Source organism: Celeribacter sp. (assembly GCF_048259695.1).
In the GTDB taxonomy this organism is placed as follows: Bacteria; Pseudomonadota; Alphaproteobacteria; order Rhodobacterales; family Rhodobacteraceae; genus Celeribacter.
Map to the genome: position 1 here is coordinate 247116 of NZ_JBLXHL010000004.1, position 15547 is coordinate 262662.

The following is a 15547-nucleotide window of genomic DNA, read 5'->3' on the forward strand; positions in this document are numbered from 1 at the left end:
GCAAAACGTAAACTGTAAGAGAGACGAGTCCATGAGCGCAGCCACAAAGCTTCCCACCGAAATCGGCCCCATCCATTTTGTCGGCATCGGCGGGATTGGCATGTCGGGCATTGCCGAAGTGTTGTTGAATTTCGGCTATACGGTGCAGGGCTCCGACCTCAAAGCGTCGAAAATCACCGATCGTCTGGCCGATCTGGGAGCAGAGATTTTTGTCGGTCAAAAGGCGGAAAACCTTGCGAATGCCGAAGTGGTGGTAATCTCCTCGGCCATTAAACCGGGCAATCCCGAACTGGACGCGGCGCGTCTTAAGGGGCTGCCTGTCGTGCGCCGCGCCGAAATGCTCGCCGAGTTGATGCGCCTCAAATCCAACATTGCCGTTGCCGGCACCCACGGCAAAACCACGACCACAACCATGGTCGCGGCGCTGTTGGACCAAGGCGGCATTGACCCCACCGTGATCAACGGCGGCATCATCCATGCCTATGGTTCCAACGCCCGCGTGGGCGAGAGCGACTGGATGGTGGTGGAGGCCGACGAGAGTGACGGCACGTTCAACCGTTTGCCCGCGACCATCGCGATTGTGACCAACATCGACCCCGAGCACATGGAGCACTGGGGTGATTTCGACACGCTGCGCAAGGGCTTCTATGACTTTGTGTCCAACATTCCGTTCTATGGTCTGGCCGTGTGCTGTACCGACCACCCCGAGGTGCAAAGCCTCGTGGGCAAGATCACCGACCGCCGCGTTGTCACCTACGGGTTCAACGCCCAGGCGGACGTGCGCGCGATCAACCTGACCTACAAGAAAGGCGTGGCGCATTTCGACATCGTACTGGCCGCGGACGGGATCACCATCGAGGGCTGCACCCTGCCGATGCCCGGCGACCATAACGTCTCCAACGCCTTGTCGGCGGTGGCCGTGGCGCGGCATCTGGGGATGAAAGCCGAAGAGATCAAAACGGGCTTGGCCAACTTCGGGGGCGTCAATCGCCGCTTTACCCGCGTGGGCGAAGTGAACGGCGTGACCATCATCGACGATTACGGCCACCACCCCGTGGAAATTGCCGCTGTGCTTAAAGCGGCGCGTCAGGCGATCGGCAATGACGGCGGGCGCGTGATTGCCGTGCATCAGCCGCACCGCTATTCGCGACTGGCCTCGCTGTTCGAGGATTTCTGCACCTGTTTCAACGAGGCCGATGTCGTCGGCATCGCCGATATTTATGCGGCGGGCGAAGACCCGATCGAGGGCGCATCGCGCGACGATCTTGTCGCCGGTCTTATTCGCCACGGCCACCGCCACGCCCGCGCCGTGACATCCGAGGATGATCTGGAGCGTCTGGTGCGCGAACAGGCGCGTTCGGGTGATATGGTGGTGTGCCTCGGGGCAGGGACAATTTCGACATGGGCGCACGGGTTGCCCGCGCGATTGACCAGATCATAATCCCTGCGTTTGTCCTATTTCAATGACGTGAGGCAACACATCAAGTAGGCTCGGCGCATTATGGAACAGCTCAACGGCATTCTTCTCTTCAAGCTGGTGTGCAGCTTTCTGGCGCTTGGTCTTGTGGGCTATGTTTTGGCACTTGCGCCAAAATGGCTCTGGATGGCGTTCGGTGCGTTGGCGGCCATGGCGCTGACCATCGGGTTTGTGATGCCCGACACGCGGGGCATGCTCGCCTTTTCCTTAATCGTCGCGGTGCCGTTCGCCTTACCCGCTCTCGGGATTGGCGCACTCTTGGGCATGGCGCACAGGAGGCGCGTCTCGGAAGCCGAAACCGATTTTGCAAGCGGCTTAGAGCGCGAGTTTCCCGATGGCTGACCACCTCAAACGCCGCATCGGGCCAACGCTTTTGACCGCCTACGGTGTGGGCGTGATGGTTGGCGCGGGGATTTACGTGCTTGTGGGCGCGGTCGCCGCCCATGCGGGGATTTACGCGCCGCTGGCCTTTTTGCTTGCGGGACTGATCGCGGCCCCGTCGGCGCTGTCCTATTCCGAACTGTCCACCCGCATCCCCCAAGCCGCAGGGGAAGCGGCCTATATCGAGGCGGGGTTCGGATCGCGCGCGCTCGGCGTCATCGTCGGGCTTGGCATCGTTGCGGCAGGCACCGTGTCGGCGGCGGCGGTGTTGCGCGGCGGCGCGGGGTATCTCACGGGCGTGTTCGACCTGCCGTGGGATGTGGTGGTCATTGTGCTGGGCGGTGGCTTGGTCTGTGTCGCGCTTGTCGGCGTGTTGGAAAGCCTTGCGTTGGCGGCCCTGTTCACCGTAATCGAGATCGCGGGTCTGGCCGTTGTGGTCTGGGCCGGATGGAGCGCGCCCGTGTCGCCAGACTGGGGCGCGCCCGCATCGCTCTATCTGCCCGGAATCGGGATTGCCGCCACCCTCGCGTTCTTTGCCTTTATCGGCTTCGAGGACATTGTGAACATGGCCGAGGAGGTGCGCGATCCCTCCCGCACCTTGCCGGTTGCCATCATCGCCTCTCTTGTGATCACAACGCTCCTGTATGCGGGTGTGACCGTGGCGGCCGTGCGTGCCGTGCCGCTTGAGGCTCTGGCGCTATCGGACCGTCCGCTTGCGCTTGTCTATGAGGCCGCATGGGGCGGGGACGGGCGGCTGTTGTCACTGGTCGCGGTGGTCGCCGCCCTTAACGGTGTGTTGGCACAAATGGTCATGGCGGCGCGGGTGCTATACGGATTGGGCGCACGCGGTGGGCCGCTTGGGGCCTTTCACCATGCGCACCGCCGCTTTGGCACGCCTGTCGCGGCCACGGTGTTGATCGGGGCGTGTGTCATTGCCGCAGCGCTGACGCTGCCTGTGGCCGATCTGGCGGGGGCGACATCTTTCATCTTGTTGATTGTCTTTGCTTTGGTCAACGGCGCGTTGATAGGTCTCAAGCGCCGCCACCCCGATGCACCGTTCCGCGTGCCGGACTGGGTGCCCTATACAGGGTTGGTGTTGTCGGTGCTGGCCTTGGTCGTGTTTGGCGTGGCGGGGCAGGGGGGATGAGCCCGATTTTGGCGATGTGCATATGGGCGCTTGCAACTATGGCCCTTGCTCCGCTACCATTGCGCCACCAGAAACGGATCGGGCCTGTGTCACTGCTGATGCTTCCCGTGCTCCTGATCTGGCTCGGACGGGACTATGGAGCGGTCCCTGTTCTGATGTGTATCGTTGCTGCCATGTCTTTGTTTCGCAAACCGCTCGCGGCGCTTTTCCACGCGCTCAGGCGGCAGATTACCAAGAGATGACAGGAGAGAATACGTGCCGTTGTCCCTCATTCTAGCCTGCGTGTGGGCCATTCTGGCCAACGTCGTGGCGATGGTTCCGTCCAAGAGCAACCATTGGCGTCAGGCCTATGCGTTGATCGCGCTTGGCGTGCCGATTTTGGGGTTTGTGACCTATCAGAACGGCCCGTGGGTCGGCTTGATTGTGTTTGCGGCGGGCGTGTCCATTTTGCGGTGGCCCGTGATTTATCTCGGCCGTTGGATCAAACGCACCGCCCTCAAAGGTCCCGCCGAATAACGCCGACGCGGGCGCGCGGCGCAAATTGGGCTTTCGCAAGGCCCGCCGCTTCGGCTATAGCCGGAGCCATGACGATTTATCCCGATACCCGTGGCACCCTGACCGAAATGCGCCCTCTTGCGGACCTGACATGGTTGCGCGTGGGTGGTCCGGCGGATGCATTGTTCATCCCCGCGGATCTCGATGATTTGCGCGATTTTCTGGCCGCCCTTGATCCCGATGTTGCGGTGTTCCCGATGGGGGTCGGGTCCAATCTGATCGTGCGCGATGGCGGTTTGCGGGCCGTGGTGATCCGCATGGGGCGCGGGTTTAACGCCATCGAGGTGGACGCAGAGGCCGGGCGCGTTGTTGCGGGCGCTGCGGCGCTTGATGCGCACGTGGCGCGCAAGGCGGCGACAGCGGGGCTTGACCTGACGTTCTTGCGCACCATTCCGGGGGCGATTGGCGGCGCTGTGCGGATGAATGCGGGGTGCTACGGCTCTTATGTGGCCGATCATCTCGTGTCGGTGCGTGCGGTGACGCGTGCGGGCGACCTTGTCACCCTGACCAAGGCCGATTTGAACGCTCGGTACCGCCAAACCGACCTGCCCGACGGGTGGGTGATCGTTGAGGCCACGTTTGCGGCCGAACAGGGCGACACGGCCACGCTTGAGGCGCGGATGGACGATCAGTTGGCCAAGCGCGACGCGACCCAACCGGTCAAGGACCGCTCGGCGGGCTCGACCTTTCGCAACCCTGCGGGCTTTTCCTCAACGGGGCGGGCCGATGACGTTCACGACCTCAAGGCGTGGAAGGTCATTGATGACGCCGGACTGCGTGGTGCATCGGTGGGCGGCGCACAGATGAGTGAGAAACATTCGAACTTTATGATCAACACCGGTGCGGCATCGGCGCGTGATCTGGAGACTTTGGGCGAAGAGGTCCGAAAAAAGGTGTTCCAAAATTCGGGGCTTAGGTTACAGTGGGAAATTATGCGCATCGGCGAGTTTGACGGGGACCCAATTCCCGCGGGCCTACCCGAAGCGTAATCTGCATAAGTCCCACACAGAGGGGGCGTGCAAAGGAGGCGGGCAGCTTCCATAATTTTTAGGCCGAATGGCCAGTGAAAGCGTACCAATGAGTGCGCTTGATTGGAGTCACGACTCCGCAAATGAGGGCCAGACACGTGGCTCCGTGAATGAGGCTTTGGTGGGTATGTCGAGCAGGCAATCCCTGAAAGTAGCGGTATTGATGGGTGGACCGAGCGCCGAGCGCGAGGTGTCGCTGTCATCGGGGCGTGGATGCGCCGCCGCACTGAAGGGCGAAGGATTTGAAGTGGTCGAGATCGACGCGGGCGAGGATGTCGCGCTGCGTCTTCTGGACGTGCGTCCCGATGTCGTGTTCAACGCGCTGCACGGTCGCTACGGCGAGGACGGCTGCATTCAGGGGCTGCTCGAATGGCTCAAAATTCCCTACACCCATTCCGGTGTCCTGTCCTCGGCTCTGGCGATGGACAAGGAAAAGACCAAGGACGTGTACCGCGCCGAGGGCCTTCCCGTGGCCGACAGCCGTTTGGCCACCCGTGCCGAGGTCGAGGCCGCGCATGTGATGGCGCCGCCCTATGTGGTCAAACCCTATAACGAAGGCTCGTCCGTGGGTGTCTATATCGTGCATGAGGGCAGCAACGCGCCGCGCATGGCCGCCGATATGCCCGAGGTGGTGATGGTCGAAAAATTCGCCCCCGGTCGCGAGCTGACCTGTACCGTGATGGGCGAGCGTGCGCTGTGCGTCACCGATATCATCGTGGACGGGTGGTATGATTTCGAGGCCAAATACGCCCCCGGTGGATCGCGCCATGTCTGTCCCGCCGATATCCCCGCCGAGATTGCCGCCGCCTGTCAGGACTACGCCCTGCGTGCGCATGCCGCACTCGGGTGTCGTGGTGTGTCGCGCACCGATTTCCGGTGGGACGAGGCCAGAGGCGTCGATGGTCTGATCTTGTTGGAAACCAACACGCAACCGGGCATGACGCCCACGTCGCTGTCCCCTGAGCAGGCACAGCAGGCGGGTCTGACCTATGGACAGTTTGTGGCCTGGATGGTGGAGGATGCCTCATGCAACCGGTAAACCACGGACAGTTCCGCCCCGCCCCCACGCCGCCCACACAGGCGCGCCGCGCCGTTGACGGTGGATCGGCCTTGGTGTCCGAGGCCGTGGCCCGTGTCATGGGGGGACGCAAGGGCGATGCGCCCGCAGCGCCACGTGATCCCGCGCCGTCGCGCACCGCCTACCGGATGAACCGTCTGTGGCTCACCCCGTCGTTCCGCTTTTTCATGCGCCGCTTGGCCCCTGTTTTGTTTATTGCCGCCTGTGTGGCGCTGTGGTTCGCCGATGCCGATCGCCGTCAGGGGTTTAACGAAAGTGTCGCCGCGATCAAACGTGACGTGCAAAACCGTCCTGAATTTATGGTCAAACTGATGGCCGTTGACGGCGCCTCCGAAGGGCTGTCGCAAAACGTGCGCGAGGTGGCGCATGTGGACTTTCCGATCTCCTCGTTCGAGCTTGATCTGGCGGGGATGATGGAGCGGATCGAGGCCCTCGATGCTGTGGCGGATGTGGGTCTGCGTGTGCGGGCGGGCGGGATCTTGCAAATCGACGTGACCGAACGTGTGCCGTCGGTGGTGTGGCGCGGTCCCAACGGGCTTGAGCTGCTCGACCTCGAGGGCCACCGCGTTGCCGCAATCAACAGCCGCCTTGAGTACCCCGACCTGCCATTGGTGGCGGGCGAGGGGGCCAATACCGCCATTGCCGAAGCCACATCCATTCTGCGTGTCTCGGGGCCGATCCTGCCGCGCGTGCGGGGCCTGATGCGGATTGGCGAACGCCGTTGGGATATCGTGCTCGACCGTGGCCAGACCATTATGCTTCCCGAACAAAATCCGACCGGCGCTCTGGCGCAGGTGATTGCACTCGATCAGGCGCAAGACCTGTTGGATCGTGATGTAACCCATGTGGACCTGCGCAATCCGTTGCGGCCCACCCTACGATTGACCGAGATCGCGCATGACGACATGCGCAAGATCAAAGGTTTGGAACTTGGAGTGTCCTTTCAATGACTGATCTTTACGCGGCACAGCGTGCAATGCGGAACATGCGAAACGCCGCCATTCAACGCGGGGTGATCGCCATTCTGGATGTCGGCACCTCCAAAATCGCCTGTCTTGTGTTGCGCTTTGATGGCGAGCGCTTTGCAGGCAGCGAGGGCGTCGGCTCTATGGCGGGGCAATCCTCGTTCCGCGTTATCGGGGCGGCCACCACCCGCTCGCGCGGTGTGCGTTTTGGCGAGATTGACGCGATGTCCGAAACCGAACGCGCCATTCGCACCGCTGTGCAAGCGGCGCAAAAGATGGCCCAGACCCGCGTTGATCACGTTATCGCCTGTTTCTCCGGCGGCGCACCGCGCTCTTACGGGCTTGACGGTCAGGTCGAGGTCGACGGGCATACCGTGTCCGAACAGGACGTGGCCCGCGTTCTGGCCGCCTGTGAGCAACCCGATTACGGCGCCCACCGTGAGGTTCTGCACGCGCAGCCCGTGAACTTTGCGCTCGATCACCGCTCCGGCCTTGGCGATCCGCGTGGCCAGATCGGCCAGACGCTTGCCTGTGATATGCACATGCTCACCGTCGATAGCGCCACGATCCAGAACCTTTTGTATTGTATCAAACGCTGTGATCTCGAAGTGGCGGGCCTTGCCTCGGGGGCCTATGTGTCGGGCATCTCGGCACTGGTCGAGGACGAACAGGAGCTTGGGGCCGCCTGTGTCGATCTCGGCGGCGGGGCCACGGACGTCTCGATCTTTATGAAAAAGCACATGATCTACGCCGATAGCGTGCGGATGGGCGGCGAACATGTCACCTCCGATATCGCGATGGGTCTGCAAATCCCCACGACCACCGCCGAACGGATCAAGACGTTCTACGGCGGCGTTCATGCCACGGGAATGGATGACCGCGAGATGATCGAAGTGGGCGGCGACAGCGGGGATTGGGACAAGGACCGCCGCACCGTATCGCGGTCCGACCTCATCGCCATTATGCGCCCGCGGGTCGAGGAAATCCTCGAAGGGGTGCGCGAGCGCCTTGACGCCGCAGGGTTCGAACACCTGCCATCACAACAGATTGTGCTCACAGGCGGAGGCAGCCAGATCCCCGGCCTTGAAACCCTCGCGCCGAAAATTCTCGGCCAACAGGTGCGCATCGGGCGTCCGTTGCGCGTTCAGGGCCTGCCACAGGCGGCCACAGGCGCGGCGTTCGCCTCCGCCGTGGGGCTGTGCCTGTTTGCGGCCAACCCACAAGACGAATGGTGGGATTTCGAGGTGCCGGTGGACAGCTATCCCGCGCGGTCGCTCAAGCGCGCTGTGCGGTGGTTCAAAGAAAACTGGTAACGCGCCCGCAGTTCGGGCCGGCCGCGATGGCATTGTGCGCGATGGATGGTTCACACCGTCCATCATGCGTGCTATTGTGGGATAAGGCAGGTGCAACGACACCGCACGACGCGACCACGACAAAAAAACGACCACGATAAAAAAACGACTGAGACCAAAGAAGACGGCACCGAGCAGTGCCCCCGAAAATGCGACCGGTTCGACGGTTACGGACAGCATCATGTATCGCGCCCTTCAAGGGGTGCGGGGTGATTTTTATGGCTGCCCCCTTGTGTTTGCTGCCCTAACGTACATCTAAATCTCGTTAAATGCGCAAAATCCCGCCTAAGGTTGCAATACGCACCCCACATTTTGTGTTGAAAGTGTGTTTTTCGGGTGACGTGGCAAGCGAAAACCACTAAGTTTACAACGGAAAAGGTTAATTTTGCCCCGATTCAGGGGTGGGGACATTCATATCGTGACATCGGCGAAAGTATCGATGCGCGACAACAAAAGCAGGCGGTAGATCATGGCTTTGAATCTCACGATGCCCGAGCGGGACGACTTGAAACCGAAAATCACAGTGTTTGGTGTCGGTGGTGCCGGTGGCAACGCAGTGAACAACATGATCGAAAAGGCGCTTGAAGGCGTTGACTTCGTGGTGGCCAACACGGACGCGCAAGCGCTCCAGCATTCCAAGTCGACCGCCAAAATCCAGATGGGCGTGAAAGTCACCGAAGGTCTTGGTGCCGGTGCGCGGGCTTCCGTTGGTGCCGCCGCCGCCGAAGAAAGCATCGAGACAATCGTCGACCACCTCGCCGGCGCTCACATGTGCTTTATCACGGCCGGTATGGGCGGTGGCACGGGGACCGGCGCCGCACCGATCATCGCACAGGCCGCACGCGAGCTTGGCGTTCTGACCGTTGGTGTTGTGACCAAGCCGTTCCAGTTCGAAGGCGCAAAACGCATGCGTCAGGCCGAAGAGGGCGTAGAGCAGCTGCAAAAGATGGTCGATACCCTGATCATCATCCCCAACCAGAACCTTTTCCGTCTGGCCAATGAAAAAACCACCTTCACCGAGGCCTTCTCGATGGCCGACGATGTTCTGTATCAGGGCGTCAAAGGTGTGACAGACCTGATGGTGCGTCCCGGTCTCATCAACCTCGACTTTGCGGACGTGCGCGCCGTGATGGACGAGATGGGCAAAGCCATGATGGGCACAGGCGAGGCCACGGGCGAAGACCGCGCAATTCAGGCCGCAGAGAAAGCCATCGCCAACCCGCTGTTGGACGAAATCTCGCTCAAAGGCGCACGCGGTGTTCTCATCAACATCACCGGCGGTGCCGATCTGACCTTGTTCGAACTGGACGAGGCCGCGAACCGTATCCGCGAAGAGGTCGATCCGGACGCCAACATCATCGTTGGCTCCACCATGGATCCAAACCTTGAGGGCGCGATGCGCGTCTCCGTTGTGGCCACAGGGATCGACGCCAACACCAATTACGCAGAAACACCCGTGCCGCGCCGTCGTATGGCGGAGCCTTTGGCGCAGCAGCACGTCGAAGTCGAAGCGCCGGTCGCCACACCCGCGCCGGTTGAGGCCGCCGCAGCGCAAGCGCCGGCGCAGCCAAGCCTTGATGTGTTCGAGCCGCAGTCCTCCTACGAGTCCAACGCCTATGGGCATGAGGCCTCCGATGATCTGCCGCCACCCGCGTATCAGCCCGCACAGGCACAGCCCGCCGCCCACGCACAGGCCCACGCACAGGCACAGGCGCCCCAACACGCGCAGCACCCGTCCATGTATGACGCCGCGCCCGATGCCTATGTCGCGCCGCAGCCGTCACAGCCCGGAACGCCCGCGCCCGAAACACTGGCCCGTTTGCAGGCCGCCGTGTCGCGTCAGCCCGCACCGCAAGCGCGTCCTGCCGCCCCCGAGCCCGAGCAAAAGCAAGGCCGCTTCGGGATCAATTCCCTGATCGGTCGCATGACAGGGCACGCCCCCGAGGAGCAGCCCCGCGCCGCCGCGCCCCAACCGCCTGCACAGCAGCCCCGTTTCGGTGCCGCGCCACAGCGTCAGCCGCAGGTTCATCAGGGGTATGACGAAGATCAAGAGGCCAACGCCGAGCAGGACAAGATCGAAATCCCGGCTTTCCTGCGCCGTCAGGCCAACTGAACTGCGTGACAAATAGGTGAGGCCGCACCACGAACGTGGGGTCAAAATCACGAAATTTGACCATTTGGAAAGGTCCGCTGCGGCGGGCCTTTTCTTTTTTCTTTCAATGCCTTGCCATGACGCAGAATGTGCATTGGCCGTTTTTCGCGCGAGGGGAGCGCCGACTGTTACAGACCGTTACAATCTGTGTGTTGAGGTGTGTGGCACAGGGTCATAAATTGCCGTTAACAAATCAGAGGGGGATTTTGATGTGCCTGTGTGCCGTTGATCCTCCGAAGGCAACAGACATTCGCAGACCCGCAAACCGGATCCCCCGCAAGCGGGCTTCGTAGACCAGAGGCTTAACGTGCAAACAACACTCGCAACATCAGTGGTTTTTAACGGGGTAGGGCTTCACTCCGGTAAACCCGTGCGCATGGTGGTCTCCCCTGCGCGTGTGAATGCGGGCATCACCTTTGTGCGCTCCGACATTGCCGCCGACGCCGCCGATGACCGTGCGGCCGAAATCGCCGCGCGTTGGGACTGTGTTGTCCCGTCACAGCTGTGTACCCTGATGCGCAACGAGGATGGCGTGACCCTCTCGACGGTCGAACACATCATGGCCGCTCTGGCGGGGCTCGGCGTCACCAATGCGGTGATTAGCGTCGATGGCCCCGAGGTTCCGATTCTGGACGGTTCTGCGGCACCGTTTGTCGATAAATTGCTGCGTGCGGGCCTTGCGCAACAAGAGGGCCCGATCCGCGTTCTGAAAGTTCTCAAACCCGTTGAGGTCGAACAGGGCGATGCGGTTGCGCGTCTGGAACCCGCCGACACGATGGAAATTGATTTTCACATCGATTTTGCCGATGCCGCGATTGGTGTTCAGGGCAAGCGGTTGAGCATGGCCAATGGCGCGTTCGTACGCGAGTTGTCCGATTGCCGCACATTTTGCCGAAAATCCGATGTCGATATGATGCGCAAAAACGGTCTTGCCCTTGGCGGTACGTTCGAGAATGCGGTGGTTGTCGATGGCGATGCGGTGTTGAGCCCCGGCGGGCTGCGCCGTGACGACGAACCTGTGCGCCACAAAATGCTCGATGCGCTCGGGGATCTCTATCTCGCGGGGGCGCCGGTCCTGGGCCGCTATGTCGGGCAGAAATCCGGACATGCGATGACCAACGCGCTTTTGCGCAAACTCTTTGCCACCAAGGGCGCGTGGGCGTTTGTGACTGTCGATGCGACTACGGCGGCACGGTTGCCCGGCGCGGGTGTGACCCGCTTTGATCTGGCGGTCTGCGCCTGAGGTTCACGGCACATGTGGCGTTGATCTGTGGTTTTTGAGACGATAAATACCGCTCGCTATCGCGTATGTGACATAATTTCCGCGCAAAGACATTTTGCACGGAAATTTTCTGTGCTAGGAAGCAAGTCAACGCCCTGTTAAAAGGGCTGGTGAATTGGCAAGGGTAGGACCTTTCATGGCGGCAAAGACGCATCGCAGTCTGAAAGTTGGACTCAAACTGGGGTTGGGAGTGTCATTGGCACTCCTCGTGTCAGCGTGTGGCAACAACGCGCCCGAGCGTGACCTTGAGGGGTACCCCGCGGACGCCATCTACAAACGCGCCGAATACGAGATCAGCCAGAATGATTTTGGCGATGCCGCGCATTATTTTGCCGAGGTCGAGCGCCTTTACCCCTATTCCGACTGGGCCAAGCGCGCCCTGATCATGCAGGCGTTTTCCTACCATCGTGACCGCGATTACGAAAACGCCCGTGTGGCCGCACAGCGCTACATCGATTTCTATCCCGCCGATGAGGATGCCGCCTACGCGCAATATCTTCTGGCACTGTCCTATTACGACCAAATCGACGATGTGGGCCGCGATCAGGGTTTGACATTTCAGGCCCTCAAGGCGCTGCGCGTGGTGATCGAAACCTATCCCGACAGCGAATATGCACGCTCCGCGATTTTGAAATTCGACCTCGCCTTTGACCATCTCGCCGCCAAAGAGATGGAAATCGGTCGCTATTACCTCAAGCGCAAACATTACACCTCTGCGGTGAACCGCTTCCGTGTGGTGGTCGAGCAATTCCAGACCACACAGCACACCGCCGAAGCGTTGCACCGTCTGGTGGAAAGCTACCTGTCGCTCGGCTTTACCCAAGAGGCCCAGACGGCAGCCGCTATTTTGGGGCATAACTACCGCTCCACCGAATGGTATCAGGACAGCTACAAATTGCTTTCGGGCAAGGGGCTCGAGGCGAAAGCCTTTGACAACAACTGGCTCGGGGCGGTCTATCGTCAGATGATCCGCGGCGAATGGCTCTGATACCGCACGCGGGTTTGTCATGCTGAGGCACCTCGACATTCGTGACATGTTGATTATCGACCGGTTGGAACTTGCGTTTCAGCCGGGTCTCAACGTGTTGACGGGGGAGACGGGCGCAGGCAAATCCATCCTGCTTGATAGTCTCGGGTTTGTTTTGGGATGGCGCGGGCGGGCCGATCTGGTGCGCACAGGGGCCGAACAGGGCGAAGTCACCGCCGTTTTCGAGCTGCCCAAAGGCCACGACGCCGAAGAGATTCTGGCGGAACTGGACATCGAATCCGAGGATGGCGAGTTGATTTTGCGCCGTGTGAACGCGCAGGACGGTCGTAAAACCGCGTGGGTCAATGATCGTCGCGTGTCGGGTGAAATGCTGCGCCGCCTGTCGAATGTTCTGGTGGAGTTGCACGGTCAACATGATGACCGCGGATTGCTCAACCCGCGTGGTCACCGTGTGCTCCTTGATGAATTCGGCGGCACCGCTGACCACCTTGCCGCGACCCGCGCCGGATGGAAAACGCTGAGCCTTGCACGCAAGGAGCTGCGCCAAGCGCTTGCCAAACAGGCGGCCCTCAAAGACGAGGAAGAGTTCCTGCGCCATGCTGTGGGGGAGCTTGATACGCTCGATCCGCAAATGGGCGAAGAGGCCACGCTTGACGCCGAGCGCCGCCGGATGCAGCAAGCCGAAAAGATCGCCGTAGATGTCTCCAAAGCCCATCAGGCCCTGTCCTATGACGGCGGCGAGGGTCTGTTGGTCGATGCACTCAAATGGCTCGAAGGGGCGGCGGAGATGGCCGATGGCGCCCTTGACGCCGCGATCGACGCCTTGGGGCGTGCGCTCAACGAATTGGGGGAGGCACAGGGCGGGGTCGAGGACGCTATTGAAGGGCTCCGGTTCAATCCGCACGAGTTGGAAAGTGTCGAGGAGCGGCTGTTTGCCATTCGCGGACTGGCCCGCAAGCACGGTGTGGCCGCCGACGAGCTTGGCCCCTTTGCCGACGGGTTGCGCGACAAACTTGCGGCACTGGATGGCGGGGTCGAGGATATCGCCCGCCTCGAACGGGAGGTCGCCACGGCGCAGATCGCCTATGACGCCGCCGCCGCGCAGTTGACGGGGGCGCGCCTGAGTGCTGCGGCCCGCCTTGACGCGCAAATGGGGGACGAATTGGCACCGCTGAAAATGGAACGGGCGGTGTTCACCACCGATGTGACCCCGACCGACGCGGGGCCGGATGGCTGTGACAACGTGGCCTTTACTGTGGCCACCAACCCCGGTGCGCCTGCCGGACCGCTCAACAAAATCGCCTCGGGCGGTGAGTTGTCGCGGTTCTTGTTGGCGCTCAAGGTCTGTCTGACGCGCGACCAAACCGGCGTGACGATGATTTTCGACGAGATCGACCGTGGTGTGGGCGGGGCGACCGCCGACGCGGTTGGCCGCCGTCTCAAGGCCTTGGCCGATGACGGTCAGGTTCTGGTCGTGACCCACTCGCCGCAAGTGGCCGCCCTTGGCGGGCATCATTGGCGCGTGGCCAAACGGGTCGAGAACGAGGTGACACTGTCCGAGGTCACGCCGATGATCGGCGACGACCGTGTGATGGAAGTGGCGCGGATGTTGTCGGGCGATACGATCACCGAGGCCGCCCGCGAAGCCGCCAAGTCGCTTTTGGTCGGGTAGGGGGGGCGATCCGCCCCCCGTCCAGACCTTTGATATGTCAGGGAACAAGTTTTCCGGGATTCATCAGATTATGGGGGTCCATCGCTGCCTTGAGCGCACCCATAACGGCCCATGCCGCACCGTGTTCCGCCTCCATCAGCCCCTTTTTACCCATGCCGATGCCGTGTTCGCCCGTAATCGTCCCGCCCAGGGCCAAAGCGCGGTCCGCCATCAGACCGGCAAGGCGTTTGGCCTCGGCGAGATCGGCCTCGTTGCCATCCTCGATCAGCAAAATGGCATGGAAATTGCCGTCACCAACATGACCAAGGATCGGCCCCTCAAGGGGGGATGCGGCGATATCGGCGGCGGTGTCCTCGACCGCCTGCGCCAGTTTCGAGATCGGCACGCAGATGTCGGTGACCACGGCCGTGCATCCCGGTTTGAGCGCCAGACAGGCGTAATAGGCGTTGTGGCGCATGGTCCAGAGGGCCGAACGGTCCTCGGCCTTGCTTGCCCAATCGAAATCCGAGCCGCCAAAATCGTGCACGATCTCGCCAAAGGTGGCGACCTGATCGGCCACGCCCACCTCCGAGCCGTGAAATTCCACGAACAGGTGCGGACGGGGGGGGAAATTGACACCCGAATAGGCGTTCACGGCCTGCACGCTTGTGGTGTCGAGAAATTCGATGCGGGCCATCGGCAGCCCGTACTGGATGGTGGCGATCACGGCATTCACGGCGGCGTCCATATCGTCAAAGGCACAGACAGCGGCGGAAATGGCTTCGGGTTGCCCGTGCAAGCGCAAGGATACCTCGGTGATCAGGCCCAACGTCCCCTCGGAGCCGACAAACAGCCCTGTGAGGTCGTAGCCGGCGGAGGATTTGCGCGCGCGCGTTCCTGTCTCGATGATGGTGCCATCCGCCAATACCACCGTCAGGCCAATCACATTGTCGCGCATGGTGCCATACCGCACGGCCGTGGTGCCGGAAGCCCGCGTCATGGCCATGCCGCCGATGCTTGCGTTGGCGCCGGGATCGACGGGGAACATCAATCCCGTGGCCCGCAATTCGGTGTTGAGCTGTTCGCGCGTGACGCCGGGTTGCACACGGCAATCCATATCGGCGTCATTGACGCGCAACACGCGGTTCATGCGTGAAAAGTCCACCACAAGCCCGCCGTGGATGGCCAGAGTTTGCCCCTCAAGCGAGGTCCCCGCCCCCCACGCGGTGACCGGAATGTCATGCGTGTAGCAGATTTTCATCATGGCCGCGACTTCGTCGGTGGTCTCGGGGTAGGCCACGGCATCGGGCGGCGTGGCGGTGAACCACGTCTCCGATCGGCCATGGACCTCAAGATCGGACTTGGAACGGGTCACGCGACCTTCTAGAACGGTGGATAGCGCGGTGAATGCGGTGTCTGGGATCATGATTATCTCTGAGAACACGGGACGTTGGCTGCGTGACCATAGTAGAAGCGCCACGGTGGTTAAAG

14 protein-coding genes are annotated in these 15547 nt (G+C 61.7%); 13 read left to right on the plus strand and 1 reads right to left on the minus strand.

The features are described 5' to 3' along the window. The first annotated feature begins 31 nt into the window (after positions 1-31). The 13 genes from murC (at position 32) to recN (ending at position 14077) form a co-directional block, all read left to right on the plus strand. On the plus strand, positions 32-1441 hold the full coding sequence (murC, locus tag ACN0Q0_RS09295; protein WP_417243106.1) for a UDP-N-acetylmuramate--L-alanine ligase: 1410 nt from the start codon (positions 32-34) through the stop codon (positions 1439-1441). 60 nt (positions 1442-1501) lie between these two features. Then, positions 1502-1819 (plus strand): hypothetical protein, encoded by a 318-nt coding sequence (locus ACN0Q0_RS09300; RefSeq protein ID WP_417243107.1) that lies wholly within the window; start codon positions 1502-1504, stop codon positions 1817-1819. After that, positions 1812-3005, plus strand: a complete 1194-nt coding sequence (locus ACN0Q0_RS09305) for an APC family permease (protein WP_417243108.1) — start codon at positions 1812-1814, stop codon at positions 3003-3005. The genes ACN0Q0_RS09300 and ACN0Q0_RS09305 overlap by 8 nt, the downstream gene beginning before the upstream one ends. Positions 3006-3019: 14 nt before the next feature. Continuing rightward, the gene (locus ACN0Q0_RS09310; RefSeq protein ID WP_417243278.1) at positions 3020-3247 is read left to right on the plus strand and encodes a DUF2484 family protein; all 228 of its coding nucleotides are present in this window, start codon (positions 3020-3022) and stop codon (positions 3245-3247) included. A gap of 13 nt (positions 3248-3260) precedes the next feature. Then, positions 3261-3521 carry a DUF2484 family protein gene (locus ACN0Q0_RS09315; protein ID WP_417243109.1) on the plus strand — a complete coding sequence of 87 codons (261 nt, stop codon included), beginning with the start codon at positions 3261-3263 and terminating at the stop codon, positions 3519-3521. A 74-nt stretch (positions 3522-3595) separates the two neighbouring features. Further along, on the plus strand, positions 3596-4549 hold the full coding sequence (gene murB / locus ACN0Q0_RS09320; RefSeq protein WP_417243279.1) for a UDP-N-acetylmuramate dehydrogenase: 954 nt from the start codon (positions 3596-3598) through the stop codon (positions 4547-4549). A gap of 166 nt (positions 4550-4715) precedes the next feature. Then, complete coding sequence (locus ACN0Q0_RS09325) at positions 4716-5627, plus strand: D-alanine--D-alanine ligase (RefSeq protein WP_417243280.1); 912 nt, start codon at positions 4716-4718, stop codon at positions 5625-5627. Continuing rightward, entirely contained in the window at positions 5615-6616 is a 1002-nt protein-coding gene (locus ACN0Q0_RS09330; RefSeq protein ID WP_417243110.1) for a cell division protein FtsQ/DivIB, read from the plus strand. Before ACN0Q0_RS09325 ends, ACN0Q0_RS09330 begins: the two co-directional genes overlap by 13 nt. After that, positions 6613-7944 (plus strand): cell division protein FtsA, encoded by a 1332-nt coding sequence (ftsA, locus tag ACN0Q0_RS09335; RefSeq protein WP_417243111.1) that lies wholly within the window; start codon positions 6613-6615, stop codon positions 7942-7944. Before ACN0Q0_RS09330 ends, ftsA begins: the two co-directional genes overlap by 4 nt. 508 nt (positions 7945-8452) lie before the next feature. After that, positions 8453-10096 carry a cell division protein FtsZ gene (gene ftsZ / locus ACN0Q0_RS09340; protein ID WP_417243112.1) on the plus strand — a complete coding sequence of 548 codons (1644 nt, stop codon included), beginning with the start codon at positions 8453-8455 and terminating at the stop codon, positions 10094-10096. Between the two features lie 346 nt (positions 10097-10442). Continuing rightward, positions 10443-11378: a UDP-3-O-acyl-N-acetylglucosamine deacetylase gene (gene lpxC / locus ACN0Q0_RS09345; protein ID WP_417243113.1), complete on the plus strand. Its 936-nt coding sequence runs from the start codon at positions 10443-10445 to the stop codon at positions 11376-11378. Positions 11379-11553: 175 nt separating this feature from the next. Beyond that, a complete protein-coding gene (locus ACN0Q0_RS09350; RefSeq protein ID WP_417243114.1) occupies positions 11554-12405 on the plus strand; it encodes an outer membrane protein assembly factor BamD in 852 nt (283 codons plus the stop codon). A 19-nt stretch (positions 12406-12424) separates the two neighbouring features. Beyond that, on the plus strand, positions 12425-14077 hold the full coding sequence (recN, locus tag ACN0Q0_RS09355) for a DNA repair protein RecN (protein ID WP_417243115.1): 1653 nt from the start codon (positions 12425-12427) through the stop codon (positions 14075-14077). 37 nt (positions 14078-14114) lie between these two features. Here the strand turns inward: recN and ACN0Q0_RS09360 are convergent, their stop codons facing one another. Then, positions 14115-15482 carry an FAD-binding oxidoreductase gene (locus ACN0Q0_RS09360; protein WP_417243116.1) on the minus strand — a complete coding sequence of 456 codons (1368 nt, stop codon included), beginning with the start codon at positions 15480-15482 and terminating at the stop codon, positions 14115-14117. Positions 15483-15547: the final 65 nt, after the last annotated feature.